The sequence below is a fragment of the Paenibacillus sp. 05T425 genome (genome assembly GCF_056396205.1).
Genome location: NZ_JBFTLA010000001.1, coordinates 640,268 through 658,444, shown reverse-complemented (window position 1 = coordinate 658,444; position 18,177 = coordinate 640,268). Strand labels below are relative to the sequence as shown.

Here is an 18,177-nt window from a genome sequence, read left to right as displayed (position 1 = left end):
GATGCAACTTATGACTAAGAACCCTCTATTGGAACAAATTCAAGGCAAGCTGGTCGTGTCCTGCCAGGCGCTGCCGGAGGAACCGCTTCACAGTCCTTTCATTATGGGCAAAATGGCGTACGCGGCATTTCTTGGCGGGGCGTCAGGCATCCGGTCGAACAGCGTGGAAGATATTAAGGAAATCAAGACGCGCGTCGGTCTGCCGATCATCGGCATTATCAAGCAGGTGTATGAAGGCTCGCCGGTATTTATTACGCCTACAATGGCCGAGGTTGATGCGCTGTGCGAGGAAGGCGTCGACATTATTGCGATGGACGCGACGGATCGCGTAAGACCGGACGGCTCGACGATCGAGGAGCTGTTCCCGCAAATCCGGGCGAAATATCCGAATCAGCTGTTTATGGCCGACTGCTCCACGTTCGAGGAAGGCTTGAAGGCGGCGGAGCTTGGCTTCGACTGCGTCGGCACGACGCTAAGCGGCTATACGGCAGCGACGCAAGGAAAGTCGCTTCCCGACTTTGAATTAGCCGAGAAGCTGGTTAAAGCGTTGTCCGTTCCGGTTATTGCCGAAGGAGGCATCTCTACGCCGGAGGAATTGCACCGGATGGTTGATATCGGCGTATACTCGGCGGTCGTAGGCTCCGCGATTACGAGGCCGATGGATATTACGAAACGCTTTATGAAAGCGATGGAGTAGAAGACGATGAAGATTTTAGCTGCGGATATTGGCGGAACGAATACGAAGCTATGCCTTTGCGACGAGACGGGGCATATCGAGAGGTTCAACGAATATGCGACCGAGAGCGGCAAAGGCGGTCCGCATGTCGTTCAGCGATTGATGGAGCATATGGCGGCATATGAGGGTTATGACCGTATCGCGATCAGCACGGCAGGGCAAGTGAACGCCGAGGAAGGTTATATCGTTTACGCGAACGCCAACATTCCTCATTATACAGGCATGCAGGTTGCGAAAATCGTCGGCGAACGGTTCGGCGTTCCGGTCAAGGTGGAGAACGATGTCAATGCGGCGGCGCTCGGAGAAGCCTGCTTCGGTGCAGGCAAGTCTTACCCGCATTTTCTTTGCCTTACTTTCGGCACCGGCATCGGCGGCGCGATCGTGATCGGGGGGCGGCTATACAAAGGCGCGGATGGCGTAGCAGCGGAATTCGGGCATATGTTCACGCATCCGCTTTCGGATGCACCTGCCAGCTCTGCGGGTATGATGCCCTATTACGAGCGATTCGCCTCGACGACGGCGCTCGTCAATCTGGCACAGCAGGTCGATCTCGATTGCGTGGACGGCAGAACGATTTTCAGCAAAGTCAATAATGGCGATGACAGGCTGGCGCAGCTGCTGAGCGGTTGGATCGACGAAGTCAGCATCGGCCTTGCGTCCTTAATCCACGTATTCAATCCCGCTGCGATTGTCGTTGGCGGCGGCGTTATGGAGCAGCTCGAGCTAGTACGGCAGGTGGAGGCCAGAACGAAGGAACTCGTGATGTCGAGCTTTAGAGGCGTCCGCATCCTGCCCGCGCAGCTTGGCAATAAAGCCGGCGTTCTGGGAGCCGCATCTTTGTATGTAAGTTAGTGTTAGGAGGGAGCAAATTGCGCGCGATCAGTATCTTTTCGACGATTCAATCGAGCTATAACCGCTTCACGAATACGGAGAAAAAAGTCGCCGACTACATTCTTGAGCATGCCAAGGAAGTCGTCTACATGTCGATAACCGATCTGGCGGACGCATGCGGCGTCGGCGAATCGAGCATTTTTCGCTTCTGCAAGTCGATCAGCTTCAAGGGCTATCAGGAATTCAAGATCGACCTTGCGCATAGCACATCGGTCGATAACGAAATCCCGCAGCTCTCGGATCAAGTGCTGATGCACGATTCGCTGGAGGAGGTGGCCTCCAAGGCGCTTGCCAGCAATATGAACGCGCTGAATGAAACGTACAAGCGAATCGAGTTCTCGGAAATAGGCAAAGCGATCGAGCTGTTGATAGAGGCTGAACGGATTCATTTTTTCGGCGTAGGATCATCCTTAATGACTGCGTTAGAAGCGAACAACAAGTTCATGCGCATTACGAACAAGACGGTATGCGCCTTCGATTCCCATCAGCAGGTCATGTCGGCCTCGCTTATGACGGATAAGGACGTGGCGGTTATTATCTCTTATTCCGGTTCAACGAAGGATTCGATCGAAGTCGCACGCAAGGCGACGGAGCGGGGAGCGGCGATAATCGTCATTACCCGGTTCGTTAAGTCGCCGCTTACCGCTTATTCGGATATCACGCTGCTCTGCGGGGCCAACGAAGGTCCGCTTCAGGGCGGTTCATTGTCAGCGAAGCTGTCTCAGCTTTATTTACTTGATGTTCTGTACATCGAATACTTCAAACGCACGTATCAGGATTCCATCGTGAGCAGGGAAAATACGTCAGCCGCGGTCGCGGTTAAGCTATTATAAATTTTTGCGATTCATTCTTCTACAAAAGCTATATTGGATATCTGCATTATCTTTCGCAAAAACATCCTATAAATTTACATTTAAACACGAAGTTAGTGCAAAAATCCAGTATAGCCCTATCACTGACCGAAAACGAGCAAAGTTAGTGCAAAAATCCAATATAGCGAGTATTAGGTTAGGTACATTAGCGAGGAGGAAACCCAATGATTATGGGATCATTAGCTTCGAATAAGGAGCATGTCGCGGGAGGTTATGCCGTTATTGCGGAGGCGCTGGAGCTGCTTAAGCAAACGGTGGAAAGCGGCGAGCCGCTTGAAGGCCGTGTCTCGTTCAAGGAAGACCTATTCTACGTCAACTTCATGGCATTCGAGTCGAAAACTCGTGAGGAGCAGGTTGCCGAGAAGCATGAGCAATTCATCGATATTCATTATTTAATAGAAGGATCGGAGCAGATCGGCTGGTCGCCGCTGCGCGAAGGGGTGCTGCCCACGCAGGCGTATGACGAGAAGTCCGATTATACGTTATATGCTCCTCAACCGGATGAGGTCGTCCTCGCCATGCAGCCGGGCATGTTCGCCGTGTTTTTCCCAGACGATATCCATCGTCCTGGAATGGGCGACGGCTCGCCGATAAAGAAAGCCGTAGTGAAGATTCATAAGGATCTGCTCCTTGAGCTTGCGTAGCTGCATGAAGCTCATGATCGGCGCGGTCATCTTTACTTTGTTTTATTCGGTGGGGATGTGGATCAAACAATGGCTCAACATACCGCTGCCAGCTAACATAATTGGTCTTCTATTATTAGTAGCCGCTTTGTTCGCGAAGGTCATCAAGCTGTCCTGGATCGAGGATTGCGGCCGGATTGCGCTGAAGCATATGGGTTTGTTTTTTATCCCGTCGATTGTTGGCACGCTTGCGTTCGCGAAGCTTATGGCTCCGCAATGGCTGCCTATCTTGACGAGCATCGTTGCGGGGACTTGGCTTGTGATGCTCGTTACCGGCCTTGTAACCAAATATAGCGCGCGAAAGGAGCGATCAACTGATGAATCCCGCACATTGGCTCAATGATCCGATGTTCGGCTTAGGCGGCACGCTCCTTGTTTATTTGGCGGCACTGGCTTGCCGAAGAAGATGGCGCTGGATGCACCCGCTCGTAGCTGCCTCGGCGGTGTTGATAGCCCTGCTCACAATGGGCCATATTCCGCTTGCCTTCTACCAATCAGGAGGCGACTGGTTAAGTCTTTGTCTTGGACCGGCTACGGTAGCTTTGGCCGTTCCGCTCTATAAGAATGCTCGCCGAATCAAGGAAGCGCTGCTCCCCGTGCTCGCCGGCATCACGGCAGGCTCGCTCCTATCGGTGTCCTTCACTGCGCTTCTATTGTCGCTTACGGGAAGCCCCGAGGAATTGATCCGGTCGATGCTGTCGAAGTCGGTATCGGCCCCGATCGCGATGGAAATCGCAAGAAGGGCAGGTGGCATTCCTGAGCTTAGCGCGTCCTTCTCCGTGCTGACCGGCCTCGTCGGAAGCGTGACAGGTCCGGCCGTGCTGCGGTTATGCGGCATTCGCGGCGATATACCGCTCGGCACAGCGGTGGGCGCTAGCGCGCACGGCATTGGCACCGCGCGAATGATCGCGGAATCCGAGTCGTTGGGCAGCGTCAGCGGATTTTCCATGGCAGCGGCCGGGATCATTACCTCCGTGCTCATGATTCCGATATACTGGATTGTTTAATGACAGCCTCTCTTCTGTATAGGGGATTGTGGCGGTTAAATTGGAGGATGTATGGAATTCAGAAACGCTTATTGTTGATTTCCAGAGGATATTTGGTTGGTAACGAATCTAGGAGTGGCTATTTCACCGAGATGGCACTCGTACGCAAGGAACAGAGGCGAATAAGAGTTTCTAGGTTCGTTAAGGATGCCGATCAGAGCAAAATGAGCAAATAAGATGTTTACGGTTCGCTATTGTAATCGAAAAGCTCAAACGGGCTAACTGTTGATAGGGGTTAATAATTAGCCGCGAAAAAAAAGGTTGCATTACCGACCGCCACCATGATAAGATACTACTTGTCTTGTTACGCGGAGCTGTGGTGTAGAGGCCTAACATGCCTGCCTGTCACGCAGGAGACCGCGGGTTCGAATCCCGTCAGCTCCGCCATTTATATTACACATGTTTGAGCAGGAGCTTGCCTCCTGCTCATTTTTGCATACATAGGCAAGGAGGCTTAAGGCCGCCATGAGAGGACGATTCGCCCCGACCCCATCGGGGCTGATGCATATCGGAAATGCAAGAACCGCTTTGCTCTCCTGGCTGCAGGTTCGGAGCGCAGGCGGCACATTCGTTATGCGAATGGAGGACGTCGATACGTCCCGTTCGCGGGCAGAACTGGCCGAGCTTGCGCTGAAGGACCTGCGCTGGCTCGGCCTGGACTGGGACGAGGGGCCCGATGTCGGCGGGCCGCACCGTCCTTATACGCAGAGCGAGCGCCTCGCCATGTACGAGGCGGCGCTCGCCAAGCTGGAGGAAGCAGGGAGGTTATATCCCTGCTTCTGCAGCCGTGCCGAGCTGGCCGCGGTTGCCAGCGCGCCGCACGGTCTTGGCAGCGAGGGGCCGGCCTATCCCGGCACATGCCGCTGCCTTTCACCGGCGCAGCGGGCCGAGCGCGGGCTGCTCAAGCAGCCTTCGCTGCGCTTCGCCGTTGACGAGCAACCGGTCGGCTTCGAAGACGGCGTCGCCGGGCCGCAGCACTTCCCGCCTAGAGCGGGCGGCGACTTCATCGTGAAGCGGGCCGACGGCCTGTTCAGCTATCAGCTCGCGGTCGTCGTCGACGATGCCGAGATGGGCATCACCGACGTGCTCCGCGGCGCGGATCTGCTCGATTCGACGCCGCGGCAGCTTCAGCTCTACGAGGCGCTCGGTCTGCAGCCTCCGCGCTTCGCCCACGTGCCGCTGCTGTTCGGCACGGACGGCAAGCGGCTCGCCAAGCGCCACGGAAGCATCTCGCTCGCCGCGCTGCGCGAGTCCGGCACGGAGCCGGAGAAAGTCGTCGGCTGGCTGGCTTCGGTCAGCGGCCTCATCGACAATCCCGAACCCGTTCGTGCCAGCGAGCTGATCCCGCATTTCCAGCTCTCGCATGTCCCGCGGACAGGAATAACGGTAACGGATGACAGGTTAGCAAGTCTGCTGGGTTAATGAAATAAAGCCATAGGGAATAGAGAAGAATGGAATTTCTTCTTTGCTCCCTATGGCTTTTTTACTAGAAAACAAGGCTCCGCTTGCGCCAATGGTCTCTAGAAATCTAGCGAATTATCGCGTTTTTTGTCTTTTCCCGTTCAAATACTAGGTAAATTATGCTAGAGTTTACAAAGGAATCATTTGGAAGGTAAGGGAATGAAAATTTGCAAAGCAGAGGTGCATTTGGGATGAAGAAGCTTGCCTTATTAGTTCTGGCTTGCCTGCTTGTGCTGACCGGCTGTTTCGGAGGCAACGGCGCAGAGGATGCCAACAACGAAGGAGATACGGCGAAGGTTGAACAGCAGAAGGACGACACGCCGTTCCAGGGCGGTACGGTAAAGGAATTGAAGCAGAAGTTCGGTTCCTCGCAGGATAAAGCAATTATGCCATTGTACAATGTAAAGCAGGACGAGATATTTACGTTTCGGTTCCAGACGAATCTGTCTTCGCTTACGCCAACCGGCTATGTGGACGAGGACCAAAAGATCATATCGGTCCATACCGATATTAAGGCGCTCGATGCAAGCAAGATCAGCGCATTGGTAGCGCTGGAAGAAACGGAGGACGGCAAGACGGTCGCCCGAGTAGAGCCGATCAACGGCGTTCTAGCATTGGATTCGAATCCGAAAGGTCTGGATTGGGGCAGCGCGCCGATCTACTATATCAAGATCAACTATGATATGGATGCGACCGAGCCAACCGAGCTGGAGACGCCGATCATTATTCCGTTCACGATCAAGACGGAGGTCGCAACGCCCACGCTGCATCATGAGATTTTGTCGGACGGACGTCTAAAGCTCGTATGGAATGCCGTGGAAGGCGCCGACAGCTACAACATCTATCAGATCGAGAAGCCGGATGATCTCGAGAATTTCACCAATACGCCGATCAGCGCTGCCGAAACGGGATATGATTCCTTGTATCCGTTCATACAGGCGACGGTGAAGGATACGTCCTTTATGGATTGGACGAACGATGGCGACAACGGGCTCGGATATTTTGGCGACAAACAAATCATATACGAGCAGAACGTGCTCGTTAGCGGCGACTACTTCATCACGGCGGTGAAGGACGGCAAGGAATCGCTGGCAAGCAACTACGTATCCAGCGCGAAGCTCGGCGGACAGCTTCCGAGCCAGCTTGTTGACGATTCCTTCAAGCTCGTGGACAACGTCGACCAACTGCCGAAGAAGACGAAAGTGAAGATGATCGACGGATCGGAGAAGGATTACAACGTTATTTACCATACCGACGGCATCGTGCCGGACATGTTCGACGATGCCGTCATTCCGTACAACATTCAAGGAACGGCCCTTAAAGGTGACGCCACGATTTCTAATATTACGAAGGATGAGCTTGCTGCGCTTGGCGGCGCCGATCAGGAGAACACGACCTCTGCCCGGATGGATCCAGAGAACGAGACGGACTACGTACCGGCGCCGGACGTGCCGACGATAATCGATACGGGCTCGCAGGCGCCATCGGAAACATCCGACTCGCTTGTCGAGGACCAGAAGAGCAATACGGAGAAGATCGTCGAAGAAGCGAATAACGACGAGCTGCCCGCCGTACCGGAAGACGTTCCGATCAACGCGGATACGGCATTCGAGACGTATCTTGCCATCAACTTGCTGGCAGGCAACGAAGCGATCTCGCTAAGAGCGTTCCCGGAGGCGCAGAATTTCGAGACGATTACGGACACGCTTCTCGAGGTGATGTACCAGAACCCGCTCATTATCGGCATCGATGCTTGGGGGTATGACTACAAGAAATTAACGCTTGGCGTTCGATACAATGACAACCCGGAGGAAATCAAGAAACAGCAGGAAGAGATCGTAAACGAAGCTTCGAAGATCGTAGCCGACATCATTAAGGAGGGCATGTCCGACGAGGAGAAACGCGAAGCGATCTACCATTACTTGGCGGACAACACCAAATACGACGACGCGGCGCTGAAAGCAGCCGAGGCGAACGACTTTCAGGGCGACCTGGACGAGCAATTCGACGATTCGTTCACGACCTATGGCATTATGGTCAAAAAGGTTGGCGTATGTATGAGCTATGCTTATTCGTACAAGCTTCTGAGCGACCTCGCAGGCTTGGAGTCGATTGTCGTAACCGGAGATGCGAACGGCGTTCCCCATGCATGGAACAAGGTGAAGATCGGCGACGAGTGGCTGCATGTCGACGTTACGAATAACGATAGCGACAGCAGCCTAGGCTTCCGCTTGCTGTACAACTCCAACGACGATTCGGCCGTTGCCGTTAACTCGATTGTTTCCGACGAATACTGGGTGAACACGGAAATCGAGCAGTTCTACGGCAAAGACAATTCCAACGATTATTACGTAGTGAACAAGCTGGAAGCAAGCACGCTGGATGATTACAAAAAGATTCTAGTTGGCAAGCTGGCGGCAGGCGATTCGATCGTTGTCATTCGTTATACGGGCGACTACGATGAAGACGCCTTCTACTCGGCGATCGGATCGGCGCTGCAAGAGAGCGCGCCGGACAAGCTGGAAACGGCCCAATTCGCCGCAATGGGCAACTATATGGTCGTATTCGCTGACAGCGCAGAGTAACAATAGATAGGAAGGATGGGAGTGGGCTTACGCCTCCTCCCATTTTTTTCGGAAAAACAGCTGATACGCTTTGGTCGTGATAATCTTAATGATCATATAAACCGGGATAATGATCAGAATGCCGATGATGCCGGCCAAATCGCCGCCGATAAGGACGAGGATGATCGTCGTCAGCGGATGAATGTCGAGCTGCCTGCCGTACACGTAGGGCGCAATCAGATTATCCTGAATTTGTTGCGCCGCGGTAATGATGACGACCGACCAGATTGCGGTTGTCGGCGATTCGATAAAGGCGATGATGACGATCGGGATCGAGGATAGGAACGAACCGATAAACGGAATGAAATTCAAAATGACCGCTACGACCGTCAGCAAAAGCGCATAGGGCAAATCAATGATCAGAAATCCGATATACATGAGCACGCCAAGCGAGAGATTAATGATCACCTTCCCGACGATAAAGCTGCTCAGCGCTTCGTCAATATTGGATACGACCTCAGCGGCATCCTTGCGGAACCGAATCGGAAAGCCGGTGATGACGGCTCGGCCGAAACGGTCCCCTTCTTTCAGCATATAGAACAGAATGATCGGGAAGATGATGAGAATAATCGCTATATTCGAAAACAGGGCAAACATGCCGGTTATGTAATTGCTCACGAACGTATAACCTTTGTTCAAATATTGCGTGAATGCGCTGAGCGGGCTCCGATCATCAGGGATGAATCGGGACCACAGCTCGTTTCTTTCCAGCTCCTTGGCTTGCTCGTTAAGCGTATCGAACAGACTCGGCGCATTGTCGACGAGCATCGTTAATTGGGTTCGCAGCGGAGGCCACACGAGAATGCCGAATACAACGAACATAAGCGCGATTGCCGCATAGATAAGCAAGATCGCCAGCGGGCGTTTTATTTTGTAGCGTTCCATTTGGTTAACGAGCGGCCGTAGCAAATAATAAAAGAAAACGGACAGCATAAGCGGGATCGTAATGACGGTAATCAACGATACGATTGGCTTGAATATGAAGTTGACCTTGGCACCCAAATAAACAATGACCAGAAAGAGAATGATGGAAATGCAATATCGGTTGAAATCGTTCAGCTTGGTCATGCAATCCCCTCCGGCTTTTTAAAGTAACCGTACCCGATTACGAAACATTTGAAACGTGCAGGCCTATGCTTGCAACCGAGCCGCATGGCTTACAAGCGCCCATATAAGCGGATCGGGTGCGATGAACCCGGTTGCCGCTTTGTGAGTTATCCGCTCACAAAACAGGAAATTTACCGTGAAGCAATTTCTCTTTTTTGACCAGCTCCGCGCCGTTATGATGGGACTACAAACCAATCGGATCGAGGTGATAGGACGAATGGGGATACCTATCGGCAATCAAATGCTGCGTGCGGCCATATCGGTTATCGGTTTCCCGCTTACGTTCATGCAGGCGGCTTTGTCGCAATATGAGGGAGATAAGCATAAGCCGCAGGGTGAGCTTGTTCGAGTCGGTCCTCGCAGCTTGCATGCGATCGTAAGCGGAAAGAGCAATCCAGCTTGCCCTACGGTGGTGTTGGAAGCGGGCATGGGCGGCTGCGCCTTGGATTGGTCGCTCGTTCAGCCTAAGCTGTCTACCTACACCAAGGTATTGTCGTATGACCGTGCCGGCTTCGGCTGGAGTACAGGTACACTGGAGAGGCCGACTTGCAAGCATTATGTAGAGGATTTGCGTGGACTGCTGAGTGAGCTGAAGCTGACCCCTCCCTATTTGCTCGTAGGGCATTCGTACGGGGGGATGATCATGCGTATGTTCGCGGCTGAATATCCGGACGAGGTTGCCGGAATCGTGCTGGTCGATGCGACGCACGAGGGGCGTTTTTTGGAAGAGAATCTGCATAGCATCAGAAAAACGAAACGCAATAAACATCGATTGAAATATAAGCTTGGTTATTTGTTATCGACTATAGGCGTGCCGAGAATGGTGAGGCAGCATGTCGGCACGAAGCGGCTGCCTGTCTGTGTTCAGAAGCATGTGACGGCAATGGGCTATCGAAGTTCGGCGTATCGGGCAGCTTACCTGGAATATCTTCATGCGGAGGAAAGCGCTGCTCAGCTTGTCCGGTCACGGCCTTTGCGAGCAGATATGCCGATAGCCGTGCTGACGGCTGCCAATCAGACTGAGGAATGGCTGGAGGGGCAGAAAGTACTGCTTCAATTGTCGAAAGAAACACAGCATACGATTGTGGAAGATAGCTGGCATGCGATACAGATTCATAAACCGCAGTCGGTAATCGACGCTGTTGTTCGCCTTCTTAACGCTCTCGTCTAAGCTATGAAAAGTAGCGTTATATGGTCTTTCCGATTCGTTTATACTGGAGCTAGAGGCGTTCATTAAGATGGAGGTGGGTGCTGCCGTGATAACCAAACAAGAGGTTCAAAGCTTTGCGCTAGCTTTACCCGAGGCGCACGAGATGGAGCATTGGGGAAAGCCGTCTTACCGGATCGGCAGCAAAATTTTTGCGGTCGTTCAGGAAGACGGCGTAACGCTAACGGTGAAAACAACGGGAGAGGATCGCATCATCTACACAGACATGGATTCCGCAGCCTATTCCATACCTGAATCGTTCTCGAACATGAACTATATGCACATTCATATGACAAATGCGGATCCGCGCGAGGTGAAAGGGCTGCTCGTCAAGGCATGGAGCAGCATCGCTCCGAAGAGGGCGATTAAGGCGTATAACGAGCTAGGCCTCTCATTCTGAAGCGGCAAGCCAGTGGCTATGAGTTGCAAGCGTCGCAGGGATTTTCGTATAGGCGTCGCCCCTCGCTGCATTCATCTGGGCCTGCGTTAGGAAAAGGGTCTGGGACAAGTCTGTGCCGCGAATATCGGTATCGCGGAGGTCGGCGCCGATGAGGTCGGCCGCTCTCAGATCCGCGTCCCGAAGGTCAGCCGCAATGAGGTAAGCACCCCGCAGGTTGGCGGCTCTTAGATCCGCGCCTCTGAGCTTCGCTCCCATGAGGTCGGCGCCGCGTCCCGCTTTCTTAGGATGCTTGGGCGGCGTCTTGCACTTGCGCAGCGCATGCGCCCGTACTTGCTCGCTGACTTGGAGCAGCAGTACGTTCACGTCTGCCCGATGCTTCGGGATATCGATCGCTAACACATCGTTTGGCGCCATATACGTAAGCCGTTCCGTTTCTTCGAACGCGGAAAGGAGCGAGCGCTGGAGGACACTGTCGTTGCTCTGCAGGCGCAGTGCCTCCGCCAAGTACCAGAGGAGCTCGTGAAGCTGCCACATGACCGGGAACACATCGTACATTTGCTTCGCCGTAGCCGGCGCATTGCGCCAACTGACTCCGCCGTAAGTGATTTGGGACACCTTTTGGCCGGCACCGAAGCAGTCGTATACCGTACATCCTCTGAATCCTGTCTGCCTGAGCGTCCTGTGAACGCCGCAACGAAAGTCTTCGCGCAGGCTCGGACAAGCCTGTCCGGCGCTCTTGTCCATCCCGAAATCGATCGAAGCCGAGAACGGAAGCGATACGCAGCATAGACCGAAGCAGCTCTCGCAATCGGCTTTCAAAACTATGGAATGGGCCATCAAGTGATGCTGGTCCTCGTTATGGTCATTGAGCAACATGGAGAAACTCCCTCCGCTAAAGTGTCATCGTTTTACTATTTTAACAGATTTGCGGGCTTTATGCGCTTTGTTGCCCTTCATTGCACAATCTGCAACTAATAGGCTCGTATTAGCGCATTAGAAGACTCCCGTTGCAGAAAGTATAGTCAACACGCCCGACGAAAGCGATGAGAAACAAATAACCCCATTCTTCCAGAATGGGGTTATTTGTCGTTGCGCGCAAAGCAATCATATCTGTTTTCTCCTGTAATCCCAGCTTCGTTGACGGGTGTCTCGTGTCTCGCTCAGGCGGGATAATAGAAGCAACCACTACGTGAAGGAAGTGACTGAAGTGAGGTTTGGAGCCTGTTACTACCCGGAGCATTGGCCCGAGGAGCGATGGCCGCTCGACGCGCGGCTGATGCGCGAAGCGGGACTTAATGTCGTGCGAATCGGTGAATTCGCTTGGTCTAAGTTTGAGCGGAGAGAAGGCATGTATGACTTCGAGTGGCTCGATCGGAGCATCGCCGTACTTGAATCCGGAGGCATTAGCGTTATTCTCGGTACGCCTACCGCCACGCCGCCCAAGTGGCTGATGGATAAGCATCCCGACATTTATATGCAGGATTATAAAGGCGATGTCAGAGGTTTCGGCAACCGCAGACATTACTGCTTCAACAACGAAACCTATCATTGCTATGCCCAGGATATAACGAGGCGGATGGCCGAGCGTTATGCGAACCATCCGAACGTCATCGGCTGGCAGATCGATAATGAATTTGGCTGCAACGAAACGGCTCGCTGCTATTGCGGCAATTGCAAGACGGCGTTCCATCGCTGGCTGGAGCGGAAATATGAAGGCGATATCGACGCGATGAACGAAAACTGGGGGACGGTGTTCTGGAGTCAGACGTACAACGAATGGCATGAAGTGACGCTGCCGGGTTATGCGCCTTTCCATCTGCATAATCCGGGACTCGTGCTCGATTATCGCCGCTTCGCCTCTGATTCGGTCGTGAAGTTCCAGAAACTGCAGCTCGATATTTTGAAGCGGCTGGCGCCTAATCAACCAATAACCCATAACATGATGGGCTCGTTCAACGAGATTGACGGGTACAAGCTGTCCGAAGAGTTGGATTTCGTTTCATGGGACAACTACCCGAATTTGCATTTCAGCGAGGCGACGGACCCGAGCAAGGCGGCAGCCCAGCATGATATGACCCGCGGACTTAAGAACGAGCCGTTCTGGGTCATGGAACACCAAGCCGGTCCTCCTGGCGGTGACATCCTGTTCCAGACGCCGAAGCCGGGCGAGCTACGCAGATGGACGTACCAGTCTGTCGCCCACGGCGCAGATGCGATCGTTTATTTCCGCTGGCGCACCTGTCTGTTCGGGGCGGAGCAGTTCTGGCATGGCATCCTTCAGCATGACGGCTTGACCGGCAGACGCTACGAGGAGGTTAAGCAGACAGGGGCAGAGCTGCAACGGATTATGCCTAGGCTGCTCGGAAGCGGCTCGGGCGCGGAGGCAGCCATTATCCGTTCCTTCGATAATGAATGGGCGACGGAAATTCAGCCGCTCCTGCCGGGCTACAGCTATATGAACCATCTGTATTCCTATTACCGCTATTTCTACGACAGCCATATCCCGGTAGACATCGTATCGGACGACACGGATTTCAGTCGTTATAAGCTTATCGTGCTGCCGCATTATATGATGGCTAGGCCCGATATTGTAACGAAGCTATACGCATATGTTCGCGGCGGGGGGACGGCTGTGCTCGATTATCGCGCCGGCTCGAAGCTGTGGAACAACCGAATGGACGATAAGCCTTTGCCGGGTGTGTACAGAGAGCTTGCTGGTATCCTCGTTACGGATTATGGCACGCTTCGGCCTAACGAGCGGCGAGCTCTGGAGCGAAGCGACAATGCCATCCCATCAGGCCAAGGCCAAGGAAGCACCTGGTTCGATGTCATCGAACTGGAGTCGGAGTCTTCCGAGTCGTTAATCCGCTATGCCGACGACTATGTGGCGGGCAAGCAGGCTGCCGTGCGCAATCGTTACGGGAACGGTCACGCCTATTACATCGGTACGGATCCTGACAACGATACGCTGCACGCGCTTATGAATCAAGCGGCGGAAGATGCCGGCGTAGTGCCGATTGGCGGTATTACCGCGCCGCCTGGCGTTGAGGTTGCTCGGCGCCGGACGGACGAAGGCGATGTCCTCTTCGTTATGAATCATAGCGGGCTTCCGCAGCAAATCGTGCTGGAGCAATCTTTCTGCGAGCTTGCTTGCGAGCGTCCGATTGCCCCCGGCAGTATGCAGCTGCAGCCCGAAGATGTGCTGGTTTTGGTGCAGATTCAACCTGCCGAATAAGAGTTTGGAATCTACCGTTTATGGGGCGATCATAGCGGATTACACTGGTTGTTGGTCCTTCATGGCGGCAGCATAATGAAGAAAAAGTCCTGCGGAAGCACGGGCGTCGTCACAGATAGGATAGAAAGGAGAATCGCATCATGAGAAGTATGACCAGCCAAACAGAGAATAAAGCGGCAACGGCGACCGCCAATCGCAGCAAAGGACGGAACTTCCTTCAGAAGGTCGTCAGGCAGCGCCAACTGATCGTTATGGCATTGCCGTTCGTCGTACTCGCCGCTATTTTCTCCTACGGCCCGCTCTGGGGATGGGTTATGGCATTTCAAGATTACAAAATTGCAAAGGGCATCATGGGGAGCTCCTTCATAGGTTTCGACAAATTCGCCGAGCTGTTCCGGGACGAGCAATTTTATCGGGTGCTAAGGAACACGCTGGTAATGAGTGTACTGAACCTCGTTACAAGCTTCGTAGGCGCCGTCGTGCTTGCCTTAATGCTGAACGAAGTGCGCAGCACCAAGTTCAAAAAGCTCATTCAGACGATCACGTACATTCCGCATTTCGTGTCTTGGGTCGTCATTGCCAATATCGTAATGATGTTTCTCTCTCCGGACGGGGGAATGCTGAACGAACTGCTTATGGGGCTTGGCATCATTAAAGAGCCGATCTACTTCATGGCTAAAGGCGAAAACTTCTGGATCATCCATACGATCTCGAATTTGTGGAAGGAGCTTGGCTGGAATACGATCATCTACTTGGCCGTTCTAGTCGGACTCAACCCGGAGCATTACGAGGCAGCGGACGTGGACGGTGCAAGCCGATTGCACAAAATGTGGTATATCTCGATTCCAGGTCTCATGCCTACCGCTATTCTGCTGCTGACGATGAATGTCGGCTGGCTCATCAACAGCGGATATGAATCGCAATTCGTGCTTGGCAATCCAGTCGTCTACGATTATTCGGACGTGCTCGATCTATACGCACTGAGGTATTCCACGCAATTAAGCGATTATTCGTACGGTATGGCGATCAACATGTTCAAGACCGTCGTCAGCGTATTGCTCATACTCGGCGTTACGTATTTATCCAAAAAATGGAATCAAAGCCGATTGTTCTAACTTGAGGCCGATTCAAGAATAGAGGTGATTCACAATGGCAAAGCACGAGACTTGGAGAGACGGCCTATGGAATGCGTTCAATTATGTCGTGCTGCTGCTGTTCGGTCTGCTAACGCTGTATCCGTTCGTCAATCTGCTTGCGATCTCGCTGAACGACGGATTGGATTCGCTTCGAGGCGGCATTTACTTATTCCCGCGGGAGTTCACGCTCTACAATTACGGGGCGATTTTCCAAAGCGATGGTCTGCTGCAAGCGGCGGGAATTTCCGTAGCGAGAACGCTCATCGGCACGTTTTTCGGCGTTATCGGAACGGCGATGATCGCCTTCACGCTCAGCCGCAAAGATTTCGTATTCCGCAAGCTGCTGAACATCATTCTCGTTTTCACTATGTTCGTCAACGCTGGTCTGCTTCCTTACTACTTGCTCATTCGCGATATCGGCTTGATGAACAACTTTGGCGTTTATATTTTCCCGATGCTTATAAGCGCATATAACGTCATCATCATCCGCAGTTATTTTGAATCGTTGCCGGATGGCATTATCGAATCGGCCAAGATCGACGGCGCAACCGACTTCCAAACGTTGTTCCGAATCGTAATTCCGGTCAGCATGCCGGTTATCGCTACCGTGTCGTTATTCATCGCGGTTATGCACTGGAATTCGTGGTTCGACAACTATCTCTACACAAGCAGCACGGAGAGTCTGGATTTGTTGCAATTCGAGCTGATGAAGATTTTGCAGACGACGGAAGGCCAAGTGCTTAACGGCAATAACGCCCTAAGCATGGGCAGCAAAGGAATGGATCCCGATGCGACGAGGGCCGCTATGACGATGATCGTTACCGTGCCGATCCTATGCGTCTACCCGTTCGTTCAGAAATATTTTGTCAAAGGCATTATGGTCGCTTCCATGAAAGAATAGCTGATTGCGAAAAAAGTGATATCGATATCGAGCGGAATATTAATTCCGTTGATATAATCAAACTAATCAGTGACAGGGGGATGTCGGATTTGAAAACGAAAAGGACACGCAGCTTATGGGTGGTCATGTTATCGCTTGTCATGCTTGCTTCCATGCTTGCAGCGTGCAGCGGCAACAATAACAAAGGGGAAAACGAGCCTGCTCCAGACAACAAGCCAGCAGCAACGAACGACGCGGGCAAGGAAACGGATGCGCCGGCACCGGATTTATCGCCCGTTACGTATTCCATTAATACAGCCGATGACAAGCTGAAATGGGAAACGCCGATCAATGCCAAAATTACGGAAAAAACAGGCGTTTCGCTGAAATACGACCTGACGGTCGGAGACCAGTTCCAGCGTTGGGATCTATGGCTTGCGAGCAACGATTATCCGGATATCGTCGTATTGGACGCGAAGTACACGCTTCGCTACAAGGAAGCAGGCGCTATCATTCCGCTTAATGATCTGATCGACCAATACGGCCCGAACATCAAGGAGAAGTTCGGCGACTATTTGAATCTGTTGAAAGATGAAAACGGTGACATTTATTCGCTCTACTCCGTTAAGAAAGCGAAGGAAGCTCAAGCGGATACAAAAGGTTCCTTCATCGTGCAATACGACGTGCTGAAGGAAGCGGGATATCCGGAAGTGAAAACGTTCGACCAGCTGTATGAAGTCATCAAAGCCTACAAAGACAAGCATCCGCAAATCGACGGCAAAGACACGATCGGCTTCGGCGCTTATATGAACGGCTGGACGATGAAGATTGCGTTCAACAACCCGGTTATTTGGGCGAAAGGCTTGCCGGACCACGGCAACTATACGATCGACGATAGCGGCAACGTGAGCTACAATCCAGTATCGCAAGATACGAGAGAATATTATAAATTCCTGAACAAGCTGTACAACGAAGGACTGCTCGACAAAGAAGCATTCTCGCTTGACGAAAAAGGTTTCCAAGCGAAGGCGGCTCAAGGCCGCGTGCTCGCTGCTTACGCACCGGGCTGGATGATGGGCGAAGCCGAGCAATCGCTGCGCGCAGCAGGCAAGCCGGAGAAGGCGTACGCTTACCTTCCGATGTATTTTGACGCCAATACGGTGGATCATTCCAACGCGATTACGCCTACAAGCGGCGGCAACTTCCAATGGACGATCTCCAGCAAAGCGAAGAACCCCGAGCGTATTATCCAATTCATCGACTATCTGTTCTCCGATGAGGCGCAAGTGCTCACGCAATGGGGTATCGAGGGCGAGGACTTCACGGTTGAGAACGGCAAACGCGTTATCAATCAAGAGCTAGTGAAGCAGCGTACGGTTGATCCGGACGTGGACTACAACCGCGGCTTCAAGAGCGTAGGCACAGGGGACTTCTACTGGTTCGGCATCGGCCACGGCGCGAAGCTTGCCGACGGCGACTATGCAACCCCGATGACCAAGGACGTCGTGGAGCTTGGTTACGACGACATGACCAAAGAAGTGCTGGCTGCTTACAAGAAGCAAGTATGGGCCGACTTCCTTCCGCCGGTTGAATACGTGCCGGGCTTCCTATGGCAGCTGTCTCCGCCGGAATCGACGAAGGTCGAAGAGCAGAAGATGGACGACACATGGCGTAAAAACATTCCGAGCATCATCATGGCGAAAAACGACGGCGAGTTCGATTCGGCATGGAACAGCTTCGTCGAGCAAATGGGCAAAGCTGGCGTAGATAAAGCGAACGCCGCCTACACCGAGCTATGGAAAGCATTCCTTGATAAATACAACAAGTCGTTAGGGCAATAGTTAAATGAATCTAAGCGCATACTCCTTGCCCGCGTACGATGCGGCACAAGGAGTATGC

17 protein-coding genes and 1 tRNA gene are annotated in these 18,177 nt (G+C 52.9%); 15 read left to right on the top strand and 3 right to left on the bottom strand.

Translation table 11 applies throughout. The annotated features are described in order from the left end of the window. The first annotated feature begins 1 nt into the window (after position 1). From AC1DF0_RS02785 to AC1DF0_RS02745, 9 genes are all read left to right on the top strand, one after another. Positions 2 to 697 carry an N-acetylmannosamine-6-phosphate 2-epimerase gene (locus tag AC1DF0_RS02785; RefSeq protein ID WP_477573006.1) on the top strand — a complete coding sequence of 232 codons (696 nt, stop codon included), beginning with the start codon at positions 2 to 4 and terminating at the stop codon, positions 695 to 697. Positions 698 to 703: 6 nt separating this feature from the next. Continuing rightward, entirely contained in the window at positions 704 to 1,588 is an 885-nt protein-coding gene (locus AC1DF0_RS02780; protein ID WP_477573005.1) for an ROK family protein, read from the top strand. Positions 1,589 to 1,605: 17 nt separating this feature from the next. After that, the gene (locus AC1DF0_RS02775; protein ID WP_477573004.1) at positions 1,606 to 2,460 is read left to right on the top strand and encodes a MurR/RpiR family transcriptional regulator; all 855 of its coding nucleotides are present in this window, start codon (positions 1,606 to 1,608) and stop codon (positions 2,458 to 2,460) included. Positions 2,461 to 2,663: 203 nt separating this feature from the next. Beyond that, positions 2,664 to 3,143: a NanQ anomerase/TabA/YiaL family protein gene (locus AC1DF0_RS02770; RefSeq protein ID WP_477573003.1), complete on the top strand. Its 480-nt coding sequence runs from the start codon at positions 2,664 to 2,666 to the stop codon at positions 3,141 to 3,143. Next, on the top strand, positions 3,130 to 3,525 hold the full coding sequence (locus tag AC1DF0_RS02765) for a CidA/LrgA family protein (RefSeq protein WP_477573002.1): 396 nt from the start codon (positions 3,130 to 3,132) through the stop codon (positions 3,523 to 3,525). The genes AC1DF0_RS02770 and AC1DF0_RS02765 overlap by 14 nt, the downstream gene beginning before the upstream one ends. Further along, complete coding sequence (locus AC1DF0_RS02760; RefSeq protein ID WP_477573001.1) at positions 3,500 to 4,189, top strand: LrgB family protein; 690 nt, start codon at positions 3,500 to 3,502, stop codon at positions 4,187 to 4,189. The genes AC1DF0_RS02765 and AC1DF0_RS02760 overlap by 26 nt, the downstream gene beginning before the upstream one ends. Before the next feature lie 349 nt (positions 4,190 to 4,538). Then, a tRNA-Asp gene (locus AC1DF0_RS02755) sits at positions 4,539 to 4,615 on the top strand. Between the two features lie 78 nt (positions 4,616 to 4,693). Then, a complete protein-coding gene (gluQRS, locus tag AC1DF0_RS02750) occupies positions 4,694 to 5,650 on the top strand; it encodes a tRNA glutamyl-Q(34) synthetase GluQRS (protein ID WP_477573000.1) in 957 nt (318 codons plus the stop codon). 230 nt (positions 5,651 to 5,880) lie between these two features. After that, positions 5,881 to 8,274 carry a transglutaminase domain-containing protein gene (locus tag AC1DF0_RS02745; RefSeq protein WP_477572999.1) on the top strand — a complete coding sequence of 798 codons (2,394 nt, stop codon included), beginning with the start codon at positions 5,881 to 5,883 and terminating at the stop codon, positions 8,272 to 8,274. 27 nt (positions 8,275 to 8,301) lie between these two features. Here the strand turns inward: AC1DF0_RS02745 and AC1DF0_RS02740 are convergent, their stop codons facing one another. Beyond that, positions 8,302 to 9,381 carry an AI-2E family transporter gene (locus tag AC1DF0_RS02740; RefSeq protein ID WP_477572998.1) on the bottom strand — a complete coding sequence of 360 codons (1,080 nt, stop codon included), beginning with the start codon at positions 9,379 to 9,381 and terminating at the stop codon, positions 8,302 to 8,304. 175 nt (positions 9,382 to 9,556) lie between these two features. Between AC1DF0_RS02740 and AC1DF0_RS02735 the strand changes: the two genes are divergently transcribed. Together AC1DF0_RS02735 and AC1DF0_RS02730 are read left to right on the top strand one after the other, a co-directional pair. Further along, positions 9,557 to 10,591, top strand: coding sequence for an alpha/beta fold hydrolase (locus AC1DF0_RS02735; protein ID WP_477572997.1), 1,035 nt, complete (start codon positions 9,557 to 9,559; stop codon positions 10,589 to 10,591). Positions 10,592 to 10,676: 85 nt separating this feature from the next. Then, positions 10,677 to 11,027: an MmcQ/YjbR family DNA-binding protein gene (locus tag AC1DF0_RS02730; RefSeq protein WP_442049548.1), complete on the top strand. Its 351-nt coding sequence runs from the start codon at positions 10,677 to 10,679 to the stop codon at positions 11,025 to 11,027. On the opposite strand, the gene AC1DF0_RS02725 is transcribed toward AC1DF0_RS02730, so the two are convergent. Together AC1DF0_RS02725 and AC1DF0_RS02720 are read right to left on the bottom strand one after the other, a co-directional pair. Continuing rightward, positions 11,019 to 11,903: a pentapeptide repeat-containing protein gene (locus AC1DF0_RS02725; protein ID WP_477572996.1), complete on the bottom strand. Its 885-nt coding sequence runs from the start codon at positions 11,901 to 11,903 to the stop codon at positions 11,019 to 11,021. The two genes, AC1DF0_RS02730 and AC1DF0_RS02725, sit on opposite strands and share 9 nt — an antisense overlap. Before the next feature lie 109 nt (positions 11,904 to 12,012). Continuing rightward, positions 12,013 to 12,135, bottom strand: a complete 123-nt coding sequence (locus tag AC1DF0_RS02720; RefSeq protein ID WP_442049546.1) for a hypothetical protein — start codon at positions 12,133 to 12,135, stop codon at positions 12,013 to 12,015. Positions 12,136 to 12,216: 81 nt separating this feature from the next. Between AC1DF0_RS02720 and AC1DF0_RS02715 the strand changes: the two genes are divergently transcribed. The 4 genes from AC1DF0_RS02715 (at position 12,217) to AC1DF0_RS02700 (ending at position 18,119) form a co-directional block, all read left to right on the top strand. Further along, the gene (locus AC1DF0_RS02715; RefSeq protein ID WP_477572995.1) at positions 12,217 to 14,262 is read left to right on the top strand and encodes a beta-galactosidase; all 2,046 of its coding nucleotides are present in this window, start codon (positions 12,217 to 12,219) and stop codon (positions 14,260 to 14,262) included. A 140-nt stretch (positions 14,263 to 14,402) separates the two neighbouring features. Next, on the top strand, positions 14,403 to 15,377 hold the full coding sequence (locus AC1DF0_RS02710) for an ABC transporter permease (protein WP_442049544.1): 975 nt from the start codon (positions 14,403 to 14,405) through the stop codon (positions 15,375 to 15,377). A gap of 34 nt (positions 15,378 to 15,411) precedes the next feature. After that, positions 15,412 to 16,299: a carbohydrate ABC transporter permease gene (locus AC1DF0_RS02705; protein WP_442049543.1), complete on the top strand. Its 888-nt coding sequence runs from the start codon at positions 15,412 to 15,414 to the stop codon at positions 16,297 to 16,299. 89 nt (positions 16,300 to 16,388) lie between these two features. Continuing rightward, the gene (locus tag AC1DF0_RS02700; RefSeq protein WP_477572994.1) at positions 16,389 to 18,119 is read left to right on the top strand and encodes an extracellular solute-binding protein; all 1,731 of its coding nucleotides are present in this window, start codon (positions 16,389 to 16,391) and stop codon (positions 18,117 to 18,119) included. Positions 18,120 to 18,177 lie beyond the last annotated feature (58 nt).

What these genes read in the sequence shown, in the direction of transcription:
- AC1DF0_RS02785 (WP_477573006.1), top strand. Translation starts at nt 2, where the DNA reads ATGCAACTTATGACTAAGAACCCTCTATTGGAACAAATTCAAGGCAAG.
- AC1DF0_RS02780 (WP_477573005.1), top strand. Translation starts at nt 704, where the DNA reads ATGAAGATTTTAGCTGCGGATATTGGCGGAACGAATACGAAGCTATGC.
- AC1DF0_RS02770 (WP_477573003.1), top strand. Translation starts at nt 2,664, where the DNA reads ATGATTATGGGATCATTAGCTTCGAATAAGGAGCATGTCGCGGGAGGT.
- AC1DF0_RS02760 (WP_477573001.1), top strand. Translation starts at nt 3,500, where the DNA reads ATGAATCCCGCACATTGGCTCAATGATCCGATGTTCGGCTTAGGCGGC.
- gluQRS (WP_477573000.1), top strand. Translation starts at nt 4,694, where the DNA reads ATGAGAGGACGATTCGCCCCGACCCCATCGGGGCTGATGCATATCGGA.
- AC1DF0_RS02745 (WP_477572999.1), top strand. Translation starts at nt 5,881, where the DNA reads ATGAAGAAGCTTGCCTTATTAGTTCTGGCTTGCCTGCTTGTGCTGACC.
- AC1DF0_RS02740 (WP_477572998.1), bottom strand. Translation starts at nt 9,381, where the DNA reads ATGACCAAGCTGAACGATTTCAACCGATATTGCATTTCCATCATTCTC.
- AC1DF0_RS02725 (WP_477572996.1), bottom strand. Translation starts at nt 11,903, where the DNA reads ATGTTGCTCAATGACCATAACGAGGACCAGCATCACTTGATGGCCCAT.
- AC1DF0_RS02720 (WP_442049546.1), bottom strand. Translation starts at nt 12,135, where the DNA reads ATGATTGCTTTGCGCGCAACGACAAATAACCCCATTCTGGAAGAATGG.
- AC1DF0_RS02710 (WP_442049544.1), top strand. Translation starts at nt 14,403, where the DNA reads ATGAGAAGTATGACCAGCCAAACAGAGAATAAAGCGGCAACGGCGACC.
- AC1DF0_RS02705 (WP_442049543.1), top strand. Translation starts at nt 15,412, where the DNA reads ATGGCAAAGCACGAGACTTGGAGAGACGGCCTATGGAATGCGTTCAAT.